This window comes from Streptomyces sp. NPDC048353 (genome assembly GCF_055587165.1).
The window spans coordinates 300,765-316,436 of sequence record NZ_JBVJGU010000002.1 but is presented as its reverse complement, the minus strand read 5'-3'; the positions used below and the strand labels follow the sequence as shown (position 1 = coordinate 316,436).

At 70.4% G+C, this 15,672-nt stretch carries 14 protein-coding genes; all 14 read right to left on the bottom strand.

Annotated elements, in window-relative coordinates:
* Window positions 1-100: 100 nt before the first annotated feature.
* Genes nuoN through ACZ6RC_RS06760 form a run of 14 tightly spaced genes read right to left on the bottom strand, consistent with a single transcriptional unit; the run spans window position 101 to window position 15,659 of the window.
* On the bottom strand, window positions 101-1,762 hold the full coding sequence (gene nuoN / locus ACZ6RC_RS06825) for an NADH-quinone oxidoreductase subunit NuoN (RefSeq protein ID WP_469579773.1): 1,662 nt from the start codon (window positions 1,760-1,762) through the stop codon (window positions 101-103).
* Entirely contained in the window at window positions 1,759-3,330 is a 1,572-nt protein-coding gene (locus ACZ6RC_RS06820) for an NADH-quinone oxidoreductase subunit M (protein ID WP_469579771.1), read from the bottom strand. Before ACZ6RC_RS06820 ends, nuoN begins: the two co-directional genes overlap by 4 nt.
* A 5-nt stretch (window positions 3,331-3,335) precedes the next feature.
* Window positions 3,336-5,231 (bottom strand): NADH-quinone oxidoreductase subunit L, encoded by a 1,896-nt coding sequence (gene nuoL / locus ACZ6RC_RS06815; RefSeq protein ID WP_469579769.1) that lies wholly within the window; start codon window positions 5,229-5,231, stop codon window positions 3,336-3,338.
* 11 nt (window positions 5,232-5,242) lie between these two features.
* On the bottom strand, window positions 5,243-5,542 hold the full coding sequence (nuoK, locus tag ACZ6RC_RS06810) for an NADH-quinone oxidoreductase subunit NuoK (RefSeq protein WP_069927518.1): 300 nt from the start codon (window positions 5,540-5,542) through the stop codon (window positions 5,243-5,245).
* Window positions 5,539-6,381: an NADH-quinone oxidoreductase subunit J gene (locus ACZ6RC_RS06805; RefSeq protein ID WP_391144017.1), complete on the bottom strand. Its 843-nt coding sequence runs from the start codon at window positions 6,379-6,381 to the stop codon at window positions 5,539-5,541. Before ACZ6RC_RS06805 ends, nuoK begins: the two co-directional genes overlap by 4 nt.
* Entirely contained in the window at window positions 6,378-6,971 is a 594-nt protein-coding gene (gene nuoI / locus ACZ6RC_RS06800; protein ID WP_453612824.1) for an NADH-quinone oxidoreductase subunit NuoI, read from the bottom strand. Before nuoI ends, ACZ6RC_RS06805 begins: the two co-directional genes overlap by 4 nt.
* A complete protein-coding gene (gene nuoH, locus ACZ6RC_RS06795; protein ID WP_391144012.1) occupies window positions 6,946-8,337 on the bottom strand; it encodes an NADH-quinone oxidoreductase subunit NuoH in 1,392 nt (463 codons plus the stop codon). Before nuoH ends, nuoI begins: the two co-directional genes overlap by 26 nt.
* Window positions 8,334-8,483, bottom strand: coding sequence for a hypothetical protein (locus ACZ6RC_RS06790; RefSeq protein WP_391144009.1), 150 nt, complete (start codon window positions 8,481-8,483; stop codon window positions 8,334-8,336). Before ACZ6RC_RS06790 ends, nuoH begins: the two co-directional genes overlap by 4 nt.
* Window positions 8,480-10,969: an NADH-quinone oxidoreductase subunit G gene (locus ACZ6RC_RS06785; protein WP_469579766.1), complete on the bottom strand. Its 2,490-nt coding sequence runs from the start codon at window positions 10,967-10,969 to the stop codon at window positions 8,480-8,482. Before ACZ6RC_RS06785 ends, ACZ6RC_RS06790 begins: the two co-directional genes overlap by 4 nt.
* On the bottom strand, window positions 10,966-12,318 hold the full coding sequence (gene nuoF / locus ACZ6RC_RS06780; RefSeq protein ID WP_391144004.1) for an NADH-quinone oxidoreductase subunit NuoF: 1,353 nt from the start codon (window positions 12,316-12,318) through the stop codon (window positions 10,966-10,968). Before nuoF ends, ACZ6RC_RS06785 begins: the two co-directional genes overlap by 4 nt.
* Window positions 12,315-13,058: an NADH-quinone oxidoreductase subunit NuoE gene (gene nuoE, locus ACZ6RC_RS06775; RefSeq protein ID WP_391144001.1), complete on the bottom strand. Its 744-nt coding sequence runs from the start codon at window positions 13,056-13,058 to the stop codon at window positions 12,315-12,317. The genes nuoF and nuoE overlap by 4 nt, the downstream gene beginning before the upstream one ends.
* Complete coding sequence (locus tag ACZ6RC_RS06770) at window positions 13,055-14,377, bottom strand: NADH-quinone oxidoreductase subunit D (RefSeq protein ID WP_391143998.1); 1,323 nt, start codon at window positions 14,375-14,377, stop codon at window positions 13,055-13,057. The genes nuoE and ACZ6RC_RS06770 overlap by 4 nt, the downstream gene beginning before the upstream one ends.
* Entirely contained in the window at window positions 14,377-15,108 is a 732-nt protein-coding gene (locus ACZ6RC_RS06765) for an NADH-quinone oxidoreductase subunit C (RefSeq protein ID WP_391143997.1), read from the bottom strand. The genes ACZ6RC_RS06770 and ACZ6RC_RS06765 overlap by 1 nt, the downstream gene beginning before the upstream one ends.
* Window positions 15,105-15,659, bottom strand: coding sequence for a NuoB/complex I 20 kDa subunit family protein (locus ACZ6RC_RS06760; protein ID WP_355779461.1), 555 nt, complete (start codon window positions 15,657-15,659; stop codon window positions 15,105-15,107). The genes ACZ6RC_RS06765 and ACZ6RC_RS06760 overlap by 4 nt, the downstream gene beginning before the upstream one ends.
* Window positions 15,660-15,672: the final 13 nt, after the last annotated feature.

Genomic DNA, 15,672 nt, shown 5'->3' with positions numbered 1-15,672 from the left:
AGCGGGCCGGCGGCCGGCACCGGGGCTCCGGGACACGGATCAGGGCCCGGCCCCCGCCTGAGCGGGGGCCGGGCCCTGTCGTCGTCGGGCGCCGTGCGGCCTACCGGACGAACACGCTCGCCTGGTTCGCGAGGTCCAGGAAGTACTGCGGCGCGACGCCGAGCACCAGCGTCACCACCACACCGGCCGTGATCGTGACCGTCGTGAAGCCCGAGGGCACCGCGACCGTCGGTCCGTCGGCCTTGGGCTCGCTGAAGAACATCAGCACGATCACCCGGATGTAGAAGAACGCGGCGACCGCCGACGAGACGACACCGACGACGACCAGCGCGCCCGCGCCGCCCTCCGCCGCCGCCTTGAAGACCGCGAACTTGCCGGAGAAGCCGGACGTCAGCGGAATGCCGGCGAAGGCGAGCAGGAAGACCGCGAAGACCGCCGCGACGAGCGGCGAACGGCGGCCCAGACCGGCCCACTTGGACAGGTGGGTGGCCTCGCCGCCCGCGTCGCGCACCAGCGTGACGACCGCGAACGCGCCGATCGTCACGAAGGAGTAGGCGCCGAGGTAGAACAGCACCGACGAGACGCCGGTGGGCGTGGCCGCGATGACACCCGCCAGGATGAACCCGGCGTGCGCGATCGAGGAGTACGCCAGGAGCCGCTTGATGTCGGTCTGGGTGATCGCGACGACCGCGCCGCCCAGCATGGTGATGATGGCGACGCCCCACATGACCGGCCGCCAGTCCCAGGTGAGGCCGGGCAGCACCACGTACAGCAGGCGGAGCATCGCGCCGAAGGCGGCGACCTTCGTCGCGGCGGCCATGAAGCCGGTGACGGGGGTCGGGGCGCCTTGGTAGACGTCCGGGGTCCACATGTGGAACGGCACCGCGCCGACCTTGAACAGCAGGCCCATCAGCACCATGGCGAAGCCGATGAGCAGCAGGACGTCGTTGCCCATGGTGGCGGCGAGCGCCGGGTCGGCCGAGGAGACGTTCCCGTCGACGACGTTCGCGATGGTGGCGTACGAGACGGAGCCGGCGTAGCCGTACAGCAGGGCGATGCCGAACAGCAGGAACGCGGAGGAGAAGGCGCCGAGGAGGAAGTACTTGACCGCGGCCTCCTGCGACATCAGCCGCTTGCGGCGGGCGACGGCGCAGAGGAGGTACAGCGGGAGGGAGAAGACCTCCAGGGCGATGAACAGCGTCAGCAGGTCGTTGGCGGCCGGGAAGACCAGCATGCCGGCCACCGCGAACAGCGCCAGCGGGAACACCTCGGTGGTGGTGAACCCGGCCTTGACCGCCGCCTTCTCCTGGTCGCCGCCGGGCACGGCGGCCGCCTCGGCGGCGAAGGAGTCGACCTTGTGGCCGTGGTCGGCCGGGTCGAGCCGGCGCTCGGCGAAGGTGAAGACGGCGACGATCGAGGCGAGGAGGATCGTGCCCTGCAGGAAGAGCGCCGGGCCGTCGACGGCGATGGCGCCCATGGCGGCGATGTGCGCCTTGGTGGAGCCGTACCCGCCGGCCGCGAGGCCGACGATGGCAGCGAACGCGGCGACGAGGGCCAGGACGCTGAGGAAGACCTGGCTGTAGTACCGGCCCCGGCGGGGCACGAAGGCCTCGACCAGGACGCTGAGGATCGCCGCGCCGACCACGATGAGGACGGGCGAGAGCTGGACGTACTCGATGTGGGGTGACGGGATCTTGTTCAACGGCTCGGCGGCCGCCGTCCACAGGCTGTGGACGGCTGGCGCGACGGCGGATGTGCTCACTTGGCCGCCTCCACTTCGGGCTTGGGGTCCTTCTGCTGCACGTCGGACATGGTGTGGCTGACGGCCGGGTTGACGATGTCCGTCAGCGGCTTCGGGAACACCCCGAGGAAGATCAGCAGGGCGATCAGGGGGGCCACGACGGCCAGTTCCCGCGCCCGCAGGTCCGGCATGGTCCGGACCTCCTCCTTCACCGGGCCGGTCATCGTCCGCTGGTAGAGGACGAGGGTGTAGAGCGCGGCCAGGACGATGCCGGTGGTGGCGATGACGCCGGCCACCGGATAGCGGGCGAAGGTGCCGACCAGGACCAGGAACTCGCTGACGAAGGGCGCGAGGCCGGGCAGCGAGAGGGTGGCCAGACCGCCGATCAGGAAGGTGCCGGCGAGGACCGGGGCGACCTTCTGCACACCGCCGTAGTCGGCGATGAGCCGGGAGCCGCGCCGGGAGATCAGGAAGCCGGCCACCAGCATCAGCGCGGCCGTCGAGATCCCGTGGTTGACCATGTAGAGCGTGGCGCCACTCTGGCCCTGGCTGGTCATCGCGAAGATGCCCATGATGATGAAGCCGAAGTGCGAGATCGAGGCGTAGGCGACCAGGCGCTTGATGTCCCGCTGGCCGACGGCGAGCAGCGCGCCGTACACGATGCTGATCAGGGCGAGGGCGATGATCACCGGCGTCGCCCACTTCGAGGCCTCCGGGAAGAGCTGGAGGCAGAAGCGGAGCATCGCGAACGTGCCGACCTTGTCGACGACCGCGGTGATGAGCACGGCGACCGGCGCGGTCGCCTCCCCCATCGCGTTCGGCAGCCAGGTGTGCAGCGGCCACAGCGGCGCCTTCACCGCGAAGGCGAAGAAGAAGCCGAGGAAGAGCAGCCGCTCGGTGTTGGTCGCCATCTCCAGCTGACCGCTCGCCCGCGCCTCGGCGATCTCGGTGAGGGAGAAGTTCCCGGCGACGACGTACAGCCCGATGACCGCGGCCAGCATGATCAGTCCGCCGACCAGGTTGTAGAGCAGGAACTTCACCGCCGCGTACGAGCGCTGGGCGGCGGCGTTCTCGTCGGAGCCCGCGTGCGCCCGGTCGCCGAAGCCGCCGATGAGGAAGTACATCGGGATGAGCATGGCTTCGAAGAGGATGTAGAAGAGGAAGACGTCGGTGGCCTCGAAGGAGAGGATCACCATCGCCTCGACCATCAGGATCAGGGCGAAGAAGCCCTGCGTCGGCCGCCAGCGGCTGGACTTCGTCTCCAGGGGATCGGCGTCGTGCCAGCCGGCCAGGATGATGAACGGGATGAGCAGCGCGGTGAGCGCGATCAGCGCCACCCCGATGCCGTCCACGCCCAGTTCGTAGCGGACCCCGAAGTCCTTGATCCAGGAGTGGGACTCGACGAGCTGGTACCGCTCGCCGCCGGGCTCGAAGCGCGCGAACACGAGCGCGGCGAGCACGAGCGTGACGAGCGAGACGAACAGCGCCAGCCACTTGGCGACGGTGCGGCGGGCCGCGGGCACGGCGGCGGTGAGGATCGCACCGACCGCCGGCACCGCTGCCGTCACCGTCAGGAGAGGGAAGGACATGGGAGTTACACCGCCCTCATCAGCAGGGTCGCGGCGATCAGCACCGCCGTACCTCCGAACATGGAGACCGCATAGGTGCGGGCGTAGCCGTTCTGCAGCCTGCGCAGCCGGCCGGACAGTCCGCCGACGGAGGCCGCGGTGCCGTTGACCACGCCGTCGACCAGGGTGTGGTCGACGTAGACCAGCGAGCGGGTGAGGTGGGTGCCGCCCGTGACGAAGACGGCGTGGTTGAGGTCGTCCTGGAGCAGGTCGCGGCGGGCGGCCCGGGTGAGGAGCGAGCCGCGCGGGGCGACCACCGGGACGGGCCTGCGGCCGTACTGGACGTAGGCGGTCGCGACACCGATCACCATGACGGCGACCGTGGCGGAGGTGATGACCGCGGCGCTGAGCGGGGGGTGCCCGTGCTCGAACGAGGTGACAGGCTCCAGCCAGTGGACGAAGCGGTCGCCGATGCCGAAGAAGGCGCCGGCGCCGACGGAGCCGACGGCCAGCAGGATCATCGGGACCGTCATCGACTTCGGGGACTCGTGCGGCTGCGGCATCTCGCCCTTCTCGTCGGCCTGCCACCGCTTCTCGCCGAAGAAGGTCATCAGCATCACGCGGGTCATGTAGTACGCGGTGATGGCGGCGCCGAGCAGGGTGACCGCGCCGAGGATCCAGCCCTCGGTGCCGCCCTTGGCGAACGCCGCCTCGATGATCTTGTCCTTGGAGAAGAAGCCGGACAGGCCCGGGAATCCGATGATCGCGAGGTAGCCGAGGCCGAAGGTGACGAAGGTGACCGGCATGTACTTCCGCAGGCCGCCGTACCTCCTCATGTCCACCTCGTCGTTCATGCCGTGCATGACCGAACCGGCGCCCAGGAAGAGCCCGGCCTTGAAGAAGCCGTGCGTCACCAGGTGCATGATCGCGAAGGCGTAGCCGATGGGGCCGAGGCCGGCCGCCAGGATCATGTAGCCGATCTGGGACATGGTCGAGCCGGCGAGCGCCTTCTTGATGTCGTCCTTCGCGCAACCGACGATCGCACCGAAGAGGAGCGTGACCGCGCCGACCACGGTGACGGCGAGCTGCGCGTCCGGGGCGGCGTTGAAGATGTCGGCGGAGCGGACGATGAGATAGACACCGGCGGTGACCATGGTGGCCGCGTGGATCAGGGCCGAGACCGGGGTCGGGCCCTCCATCGCGTCCCCGAGCCAGGACTGCAGCGGCACCTGGGCCGACTTGCCGCAGGCCGCCAGGAGGAGCATCAGGCCGATGGCCGTCAGGGTGCCCTCGGACGTCTCCCCCACCGAGCCGAGCACCGGCCCGAAGGCGAAGGTCCCGAAGGTGGTGAACATCAGCATGATCGCGATCGACAGGCCGATGTCGCCGACCCGGTTGACCAGGAACGCCTTCTTCGCGGCGGTCGCCGCGGTGGGCTTGTGCTGCCAGAAGCCGATCAGGAGGTACGAGGCGAGGCCGACGCCCTCCCAGCCGAAGTACAGCAGGAGGTAGTTGTCCGCGAGGACGAGCAGCAGCATCGCCGCGAGGAACAGGTTCAGATAGCCGAAGAAGCGGCGGCGGCGCTCGTCGTGCTCCATGTACCCGATGGAGTACACGTGGATGAGCGAGCCGACACCGGTGATCAGCAGGACGAAGGTCATCGACAGCTGGTCGAGCTGGAAGGCGACGTCCGCGTGGAACCCTTCGACGGGGATCCAGGTGAACAGCCGCTGGTGCAGGGCGCGGTCCTCGGCGCCCTTGCCCAGCATGTCGGTGAACAGCACGACGCCGATGACGAAGGAGGCGGCCGCGAGCAGCGTGCCGAGCCAGTGCCCGGACTTGTCCAGGCGCCGCCCCCCGCACAGCAGGACGGCCGCTCCCAGCAGAGGCGCCGCGACCAGCAGCGCGATCAGGTTCTCCACGATTCAGCCCCTCACAGCTTCATCAGGCTGGCGTCGTCGACCGAGGCCGAGTGGCGGGAACGGAACAGCGACACGATGATCGCGAGCCCGACGACGACCTCCGCGGCGGCGACGACCATCGTGAAGAAGGCGATGATCTGGCCGTCGAGGTTGCCGTGCATGCGGGAGAAGGCGACGAACGCGAGGTTGCACGCGTTGAGCATCAGCTCGACGCACATGAAGACCACGATCGCGTTCCGCCGGATCAGCACCCCGGCCGCGCCGATGGTGAACAACAGGGCGGCGAGGTACAGATAGTTGACGGGGTTCACCGCGAGGCCTCCTCTTCGTCCCGGTCCCGGCCGAGCCGCTCCTCCGCGCGCTGCTCCAGCGCCTTGAGGTCGGACAGCGCCTCGGAGGACACGTCGCGGATCTGGCCGCGCTTGCGCAGGGTCTGCATCACGGTCAGCTCGGCGGGCGTGCCGTCGGGCAGCAGGCCGGGGACGTCCACGGCGTTGTGCCGGGCGTAGACACCGGGCGCCGGCAGCGGCGGCACGTGCCGGCCCTCGCGCACCCGCTGTTCGGCGAGTTCGCGCTGGGTGCGGGCCTTCTCCGTGCGCTCGCGGTGGGTGAGGACCATGGCACCGACGGCCGCCGTGATGAGCAGCGCGCCGGTGATCTCGAAGGCGAAGACGTACTTCGTGAAGACCAGGGCGGCGATGCCCTCGACGTTCCCGCCGTAGGCGGCGTTGGCCGCGCCCAGGCCGTTGAACTCCGTCAGCGAGGCCCGGCCGATCCCGGCGACGAGCAGGGCGCCGAAGCCGAGCCCGCAGGCCGCGGCCCACCAGCGCTGCCCCTTGATGGTCTCCTTCAGCGAGTCCGCGGCCGTGACACCGACCAGCATGACGACGAAGAGGAAGAGCATCATGATCGCGCCGGTGTAGACGACGATCTGGACGATGCCGAGGAAGTACGCGCCGTTGGCGAGGTAGAACACCGCGAGGATGATCATCGTGCCGGCCAGGCAGAGCGCGCTGTGCACGGCCTTGCGCATCAGGATCGTGCACAGGGCGCCGATCACGGCGATCGTGCCGAGGACCCAGAACTGGACGGCCTCGCCCGAGGAGGTGGCGTACGCCGCCAGCGTGGTGGCCGTGAGGTCGGCGCTCATGCGTCCACCTCCTTCTCGCCCTTCTCCCCCTTGGACGTGGCCACCTGACGGACCGTGCCCGGGGCGGCCTCGGTGACGAGGCCCCGGTAGTAGTCCTGCTCGTCCGTGCCGGGGAAGATCGCGTGCGGCGCGTCGACCATGCCCTCCTCCAGACCCGCGAGGAGCTGCTCCTTGGTGTAGATCAGGTTCTCGCGGGAGGAGTCGGCCAGTTCGAACTCGTTGGTCATCGTCAGCGCCCGGGTCGGGCACGCCTCGATGCACAGACCGCACAGGATGCAGCGGGCGTAGTTGATCTGATAGACCGCGCCGTACCGCTCGCCCGGGGAGTAGCGCTCCTCGTCGGTGTTGTCCGCGCCCTCCACATAGATGGCGTCGGCGGGACAGGCCCAGGCGCACAGCTCGCAGCCCACGCACTTCTCAAGGCCGTCCGGATGACGGTTGAGCTGGTGCCGGCCGTGGAAGCGCGGCGCCGTCGTCTTCTGCTGCTCCGGGTACTGCTCGGTCAGTCGCTTCTTGAACATGGCCTTGAAGGTCACGCCGAAGCCGGCCACCGGATTCTGGAAATCAGACACCGTCCGTCTCCTTTCCATCACTCGCAGTAGCAGTATCGGGGGCGCCACTGACAACCAGCTCCGCCTCGTGGCGGGACCGGCGCCGCGGCACCGGCGGCAGGGACTGCCCCGGCTTGGGCGGTACGGGGAACCCGCCGGCCATCGGGTCGAACGGGGCCTCGGGGCCCTCCTTCTCCGCCGCGCCCTTCGCCCTCTTGTCGCGGAACATGTCGGCGATGAAGGAGAGCAGCAGCACGGCCAGGACCGCGCCGGCGACGTAGAGGACGATCGTCTGGAAGTCGTAGTTCTCGTTCCGCAGCGCCCGGACGGTGGCGACCAGCATCAGCCAGACCACCGAGACGGGGATGAGGACCTTCCAGCCGAGCTTCATCAGCTGGTCGTAGCGGACGCGGGGCAGAGTGCCGCGCAGCCAGATGAAGAAGAACAGCAGCAGCTGCACCTTGAGGACGAACCAGAGCATCGGCCACCAGCCGTGGTTCGCGCCCTCCCAGAAGGTGGACACCGGGTACGGCGCCCGCCAGCCGCCCAGGAAGAGCGTCACCGACACGGCCGAGACCGTCACCATGTTCACGTACTCGGCGAGCATGAACATCGCGAACTTGATCGAGCTGTACTCGGTGTTGAAGCCGCCGACCAGGTCGCCCTCGGACTCGGGCATGTCGAACGGCGCGCGGTTGGTCTCGCCGACCATCGTGACCACGTAGATGATGAAGGAGACCGGCAGCAGGATGATGAACCACCGGTCTGCCTGCGCCTCGACGATCGCCGAGGTCGACATCGACCCGGAGTAGAGGAAGACCGAGGCGAACGCGGCGCCCATCGCGATCTCGTAGGAGATCATCTGCGCGCAGGAGCGCAGCCCGCCCAGGAGCGGGTACGTGGAGCCGGAGGACCAGCCGGCGAGCACGATGCCGTAGATGCCGACGGAGGCGATCGCCAGGACGTACAGCATGGCGATCGGCAGGTCGGTCAGCTGCATCGAGGTGCGGTGGCCGAAGATCGAGACCTCGTTGCCGGCCGGGCCGAAGGGGATCACGGCGATCGCCATGAACGCCGGGGCCGCGGCGATGATCGGCGCGAGGATGTAGACGACCTTGTCGGCCCGCTTGACGACCACGTCCTCCTTCAGCATCAGCTTGATGCCGTCCGCGAGGGACTGGAGGAGGCCCCAGGGGCCGTGCCGGTTGGGGCCGATGCGCAGCTGCATCCAGGCGACGACCTTGCGCTCCCACACGATGGAGAAGAGCACGGTGATCATCAGGAAGGCGAAGCAGAAGACGGCCTTGATCGCGACGAGCCACCAGGGGTCCGTGCCGAACATGGACAGGTCTTCGGCGGCCAGGACGCTGTGCGGCGCCTGTGCGAGTGGGGCGAGGGCGGTCACGCGCGCACCTCCGGTACGGGGAGGGCCGGGCCTGCGGCCGGCCGGACGACGTGGGCGCGGGGCGCGAACACCGCGCCGGAGCCGGCGGGGACGCCGTCCCCGGCCCGGGAGCCGGCGGCGCCCGGGCGGGCGAGGGAGACGGTCATGACCGGACCTCCGCCGCTTCGACGGTGCCCGCGGGACCGATGCGGACCAGGTCGCCCGGGTGGGCGCCGGTGTCCGAGAGGACGCCGCCGCCCGCCGAGTTCAGCGGCAGCCAGACGACCCGGTCGGGCATCTCGGTGACCTGGAGCGGGAGGTGGAGCGAGCCCGCCGGGCCGGTCACCGCGAGGAGGTCGCCGTCCTTGACGCCGGTCTCGGCGGCGGTGGCGGCCGAGAGGCGGGCGGGCGCGGCGTGCCGGGTGCCCGCCAGCGCCGCGTCGCCCTCCTGGAGCCGGCCGAGGTCGAGCAGGAGCCGGTGCCCGGCGAGGACGGCCTCGCCCTCGCTCGGCCGGGGCGCGGGCTGCGCCGGCTCGACGGGCTCGGAGGCCCGCTCGCCGGTCCAGCCGCCGAGCCGGTCCAGCTCCCGCCGTGCGGCCCGCAGGTCGGGCAGCGCCAGGTGCGCGTCGAGGGCGTCCGCCAGCATGTGGAGGACGCGCCCGTCCGCCGGGGGCAGGCGGCGGGTCATCTGCTCGGGCTTGAGCGCGGCCTCGAAGAGGCGGGCCCGGCCCTCCCAGTTGAGGAAGGTGCCCGCCTTCTCGGCGACGGCGGCGACGGGCAGGACCACGTCGGCCCGCTCGGTGACCTCGCTCGGCCGCAGCTCCAGCGAGACCACGAAGGCCGCGTCGAGGGCTTCACGCGCGCGTGCCGGGTCCGGCAGGTCGCGGACCTCGACGCCGCCGACGAGCAGCGCGCCCAGTTCGCCGGTGGCGGCGGCCTCCACGATCTGGCCGGTGTCCCGGCCGTAGCCGTGCGGGAGTTCGCGTACGCCCCAGGCGGCCGCGACCTCCTCACGCGCGCGGGGGTCGGTCGCGGGGCGGCCGCCGGGCAGCAGCGTGGGGATCGCGCCGGCCTCGAGCGCGCCGCGCTCGCCCGCCCGGCGGGGGATCCACACCAGCGTCGCGCCGGTCGCCGCCGCGGTCCGTACGGCGGCGGTCAGTCCGCCCGGGACGGCGGCCAGGCGCTCGCCGACGACGAGGACCGCGCCGTCCTGCCGCAGCGCCTCCGCCGCGTCCGTGCCGGGCCCGTCGAGCCCGACCCGGGAGGTGAGGGCGTCCAGCCACTCGGTCTCGGTGCCGGGGGCGGCGGCCAGCAGCGTGCCGCCCGCCTTCACCAGGCCGCGGGTGGCGTGCGAGGCCAGGGCGTAGGTCTTCTGGCCGTTCTTGCGCCAGGCCTTGCGCAGCCGGAGGAAGACGCCGGGGGCCTCCTCCTCGGACTCGAAGCCGGCCAGCAGCACGGCCGGGGCGGCTTCGAGGGCGGTGTACGTGACTCCGCTGCCGTCCAGGTCGCGGCCGCGCCCGGCCACCCGGGAGGCGAGGAAGTCGGCCTCCTCGCCCGAGTGGACGCGGGCCCGGAAGTCGACGTCGTTGGTGTCGAGGGCGACCCGGGCGAACTTCGCGTAGGCGTAGGCGTCCTCGACGGTCAGCCTGCCGCCCGCGAGGACACCGGTGCGGCCGCGCACGAGCCCACGGGCCGCCGCCTCCAGCGCCTCGGGCCAGGAGGCGGGCTCCAGCTCACCGGTCTCGGCGCTGCGGACCAGCGGGGTGGTGAGCCGGTCGCGCTGCTGGGCGTACCGGAAGCCGAAGCGGCCCTTGTCGCACACCCACTCCTCGTTGACCTCCGGGTCCTCCGCGGCGAGCCGCCGCATGACCTTGCCGCGCCGGTGGTCGGTGCGGGTCGCGCAGCCGCCGGCGCAGTGCTCGCAGACGCTCGGCGAGGAGACCAGGTCGAAGGGGCGGGAGCGGAAGCGGTACGCCGCCGAGGTCAGCGCGCCGACCGGGCAGATCTGGATCGTGTTGCCGGAGAAGTACGACTCGAAGTCGTCGCCGTCGCCGGTGCCGACCTGCTGGAGCGCGCCGCGCTCGATCAGCTCGATCATCGGGTCGCCCGCGACCTGGTTGGAGAAGCGGGTGCAGCGGGCGCAGAGCACGCACCGCTCGCGGTCGAGCAGCACCTGGGTGGAGATCGGCACCGGCTTCTCGAAGGTCCGCTTGTGGCCCTCGAAGCGGGACTCCGACTGCCCGTGCGACATCGCCTGGTTCTGCAAGGGGCACTCGCCGCCCTTGTCGCAGACCGGGCAGTCCAGCGGGTGGTTGATGAGCAGCAGCTCCATCACGCCGTGCTGGGCCTTCTCCGCGACCGGGCTGGTCAGCTGCGACTTCACCACCATGCCGTCGGTGCAGGTGATGGTGCAGGACGCCATCGGCTTGCGCTGGCCCTCGACCTCGACGATGCACTGGCGGCAGGCGCCGGCCGGGTCGAGGAGGGGGTGGTCGCAGAAGCGGGGGATCTCGATGCCGAGCTGCTCGGCGGCGCGGATGACGAGGGTCCCCTTGGGGACGGAGATCTCGGCGCCGTCGATGGTCAGCGTGACGAGGTCCTCGGGCGGGAGGGCGGCTGCGCCGCCGGCCGGGCCGGCCGTGGTCACCGTCATGCCGTCACCTCCTTGTGGTGGTCCGCCCAGGCGGTCGACTTGGCCGGGTCGAAGGGGCAGCCCCGGCCGGTGATGTGCTGCTCGTACTCCTCGCGGAAGTACTTCAGCGAGGAGAAGATGGGGGAGGCGGCGCCGTCGCCCAGCGCGCAGAACGACTTGCCGTTGATGTTGTCGGCGATGTCGTTCAGCTTGTCGAGGTCGGACAGGGCGCCCTTGCCGGCCTCGATGTCGCGGAGCAACTGCACGAGCCAGTAGGTGCCTTCGCGGCACGGGGTGCACTTGCCGCAGGACTCGTGGGCGTAGAACTCGGTCCATCGGGTCACGGCCCGCACGACGCAGGTGGTCTCGTCGAAGCACTGGAGCGCTTTGGTGCCGAGCATCGAGCCGGCGGCGCCGACGCCTTCGTAGTCCAGTGGGACGTCGAGGTGTTCGTCGGTGAACATGGGGGTGGAGGAGCCACCGGGGGTCCAGAACTTCAGCCGGTGGCCGGGGCGCATGCCGCCGCTCATGTCGAGGAGCTGGCGCAGCGTGATCCCGAGCGGGGCCTCGTACTGCCCGGGGGAGGCGACGTGCCCGCTCAGCGAGTAGAGCGTGAAGCCGGGCGACTTCTCGCTGCCCATCGACTTGAACCAGTCCTTGCCGCGGTTGAGGATCGCGGGAACGGAGGCGATGGACTCGACGTTGTTCACCACGGTGGGGCAGGCGTACAGACCGGCGACCGCGGGGAAGGGCGGGCGCAGCCGGGGCTGGCCGCGCCGTCCTTCGAGCGAGTCGAGCAGGGCGGTCTCCTCGCCGCAGATGTACGCCCCGGCGCCCGCGTGGACGGTGATGTCGAGGTTCAGTCCGCTGCCGAGGATGTTCTCGCCGAGAAGGCCCTCGTCGTACGCCTCGCGTACCGCCTCGTGCAGGCGGCGCAGGACGGGCACGACCTCGCCGCGGAGGTAGATGAACGCGTGCTCGGAGCGGATCGCGTAGCAGGCGATGATCATTCCCTCGATGAGGGAGTGCGGGTTGGCGAAGAGGAGCGGGATGTCCTTGCAGGTGCCCGGCTCGGACTCGTCGGCGTTGACGACGAGGTAGTGCGGCTTGCCGTCGCCCTGCGGGATGAACTGCCACTTCATCCCGGTGGGGAAGCCGGCGCCGCCGCGGCCGCGCAGGCCGGAGTCCTTGACGTACGCGATGAGGTCGTCGGGCGACATCGCGAGGGCCTTCTTCAGCCCTTCGTACCCCTCGTGCCGCTTGTACGTCTCCAGCGTCCAGGAGTCGGGCTGGTCCCAGAACGCGGACAGGACGGGTGCGAGCAGCTTCTCGGGGCTGCTGTGGTCGATCTCGGCTGCCAAGGTCATCACTCCCCCTCCCCACCGGCTGACTCGCCGCGCGGGTGGACGATCTTGTGGTGCGGGGCTTCGCCCTTCGCCAGGCGCAGTCCGACGAGGGAGGCCGGGCCGGCCCCGCCGGTGGCCTCGACCGCGCCCTCGCGCGCGTCGGGGAATCCGGCCAGGATCCGGGCGGTCTCCTGGAAGGTGCACAGGGGCGCGCCGCGGGTGGGCTCGACGGGGCGGCCGGCCCGCAGGTCGTCGACCATCGCCTTGGCGGACTCGGGGGTCTGGTTGTCGAAGAACTCCCAGTTGACCATCACCACGGGGGCGAAGTCGCAGGCCGCGTTGCATTCGATGTGTTCGAGGGTGATCTTGCCGTCGTCGGTGGTGCCCTGGTTGCCGACGCCGAGGTGGGCCTGAAGCTCCTCGAAGATGGCGTCACCGCCCATGACCGCGCAGAGGGTGTTGGTGCAGACGCCGACCTGGTAGTCGCCGGAGGGGCGGCGCCGGTACATGGAGTAGAAGGTGGCGACCGCGGTGACCTCGGCGGTGGTCAGGCCGAGGAGGTCGGCGCAGAACCGCATGCCGGTGCGGGTGACGTATCCGTCCTCCGCCTGCACGAGGTGCAGCATCGGCAGGAGGGCGGAGCGGGACCCCGGATAGCGGGCGATGATCTCCTTGGCATCCGCCTCCAGCCGGGTGCGGACCTCGGCGGGGTAGTCGGGGGCGGGGAGCTGGGGCATCCCGAGACTGGTCTGTCCGTCCGTCATCGGTCGACGCCTCCCATCACGGGGTCGATGGACGCGACGGCGACGATGACGTCGGCGACCTGGCCGCCTTCGCACATGGCCGCCATGGCCTGCAGGTTGGTGAAGGACGGGTCGCGGAAGTGGACCCGGAAGGGGCGGGTGCCGCCGTCGCTGACGACGTGCACGCCCAGTTCGCCCTTGGGCGACTCGACGGCGGTGTAGGCCTGTCCCGCGGGGACCCGGAAGCCCTCGGTGACCAGTTTGAAGTGGTGGATCAGGGCCTCCATGGAGGTGCCCATGATCTTCTTGATGTGGTCGAGGGAGTTGCCGAGGCCGTCGGGGCCGAGCGCGAGCTGGGCGGGCCAGGCGATCTTCTTGTCGCCGACCATGACCGGGCCGGGCTCCAGGCGGTCGAGGCACTGCTCGACGATCCGCAGCGACTGCCGCATCTCCTCGAGGCGGATGAGGAAGCGCCCGTAGGAGTCGCAGGTGTCGGCGGTCGGGATGTCGAACTCGTAGTTCTCGTAGCCGCAGTACGGGTCGGTCTTGCGCAGGTCGTGCGGGAGGCCGGCGGAGCGCAGGATCGGGCCGGTGGCGCCGAGCGCCATGCAGCCGGTGAGGTCGAGGTAGCCGACGTCCTGCATGCGGGCCTTGAAGATGGGGTTGCCGGTGGCGAGCTTGTCGTACTCCGGCAGGTTCTTCTTCATGGTCTTCACGAACTCGCGCACGGCGTCGACGGCGCCGGGCGGGAGGTCCTGGGCGAGGCCGCCGGGGCGGATGAACGCGTGGTTCATGCGCAGGCCGGTGATCAGTTCGTACAGGTCCAGGATCATCTCGCGGTCCCGGAAGCCGTAGATCATGATCGTGGTGGCGCCCAGCTCCATGCCGCCGGTGGCGATGCACACCAGGTGGGAGGAGAGCCGGTTGAGCTCCATCAGCAGGACGCGGATGACGCTGGCCCGGTCCGGGATCTGCTCGGTGATGCCGAGCAGCTTCTCGACGCCGAGGCAGTACGCCGTCTCGTTGTAGAACGAGGTGAGGTAGTCCATGCGCGTCACGAAGGTGGTGCCCTGCGTCCAGGTCCGGAACTCGAGGTTCTTCTCGATGCCGGTGTGGAGGTAGCCGATGCCGCAGCGGGCCTCGGTGACGGTCTCGCCGTCGATCTCCAGGATCAGGCGGAGCACTCCGTGGGTGGAGGGGTGCTGGGGGCCCATGTTGACGACGATCCGCTCGTCGTCGGCCTTGGCCGCCGATTCGACGACCTCGTCCCAGTCGCCGCCGGTGACGGTGTAGACGGTGCCTTCGGTCGTCTCCCGTGCGGAGGCATGTGAAGTACTCATCAGCTGTACGACCTCCGCTGGTCAGGAGCCGGGATCTGGGCGCCCTTGTACTCGACGGCGATGCCGCCGAGGGGGTAGTCCTTGCGCTGCGGGAAGCCCTGCCAGTCGTCCGGCATCATGATCCGGGTGAGGGCGGGGTGGCCGTCGAAGACGATGCCGAAGAAGTCGTACGTCTCGCGCTCGTGCCAGTCGTTGGTCGGGTAGACCGCGACGAGCGACGGGATGTGCGGGTCGGCGTCCGGGGCGGCGACCTCCAGCCGGATCAGCCGGCCGTGGGTCAGCGAGCGCAGGTGGTAGACGGCGTGCAGCTCGCGGCCCTTGTCCCCGAGGTAGTGGACCCCGGAGACGCCCGTGCAGAGCTCGAAGCGGAGCGCGGGGTCGTCGCGCAGGGTGCGGGCGACCCGCACGAGGTGCTCGCGGGCGATGTGGAAGGTCAGCTCGCCGCGGTCGACGACCGTCTTCTCGATGGCGTTCCCGGGGAGGAGGCCCTGCTCGTCGAGGGCGCCTTCGAGCTCGTCGGCGACCTCGTCGAACCAGCCGCCGTAGGGGCGGGTGGCCGGGCCGGGCAGGCGCACGGAGCGGACGAGGCCGCCGTAGCCGCTGGTGTCGGCTCCGCTCTGGGCGCCGAACATCCCGCGCTGGACCCGGACCTCCTCGCCGTGGTCCCCGCGCTGGCCCGGCAGGTTCTGCTCGCTGAGCTCCTTGTCGGGATTGGGTGTCTCGTCACTCACCGGAGCAGACCCTTCATCTCGATGGTCGGCAGGGCCTTGAGCGCCGCCTCCTCCGCCTCGCGGGCCGCTTCCTCCGCGTTGACGCCGAGCTTGGAGGTCTGGATCTTCTGGTGGAGCTTGAGGATCGCGTCCATCAGCATCTCCGGGCGCGGCGGGCAGCCCGGCAGATAGATGTCGACCGGCACGATGTGGTCGACGCCCTGCACGATCGCGTAGTTGTTGAACATGCCGCCCGAGGAGGCGCAGACCCCCATGGAGATGACCCACTTGGGGTCGGGCATCTGGTCGTAGACCTGCCGCAGGACGGGCGCCATCTTCTGGCTGACCCGGCCGGCGACGATCATCAGGTCGGCCTGGCGCGGCGAGCCGCGGAAGACCTCCATGCCGAACCGCGCCAGGTCGTACCGGCCGGCGCCGGTCGTCATCATCTCGATGGCGCAGCAGGCGAGGCCGAAGGTGGCGGGGAAGACGGACGACTTGCGCACCCAGCCCGCTGCCTGTTCGACCGTCGTGAGCAGAAAACCGCTCGGCAGTTTCTCTTCGAGTCCCATGAGTGTGCCCTTC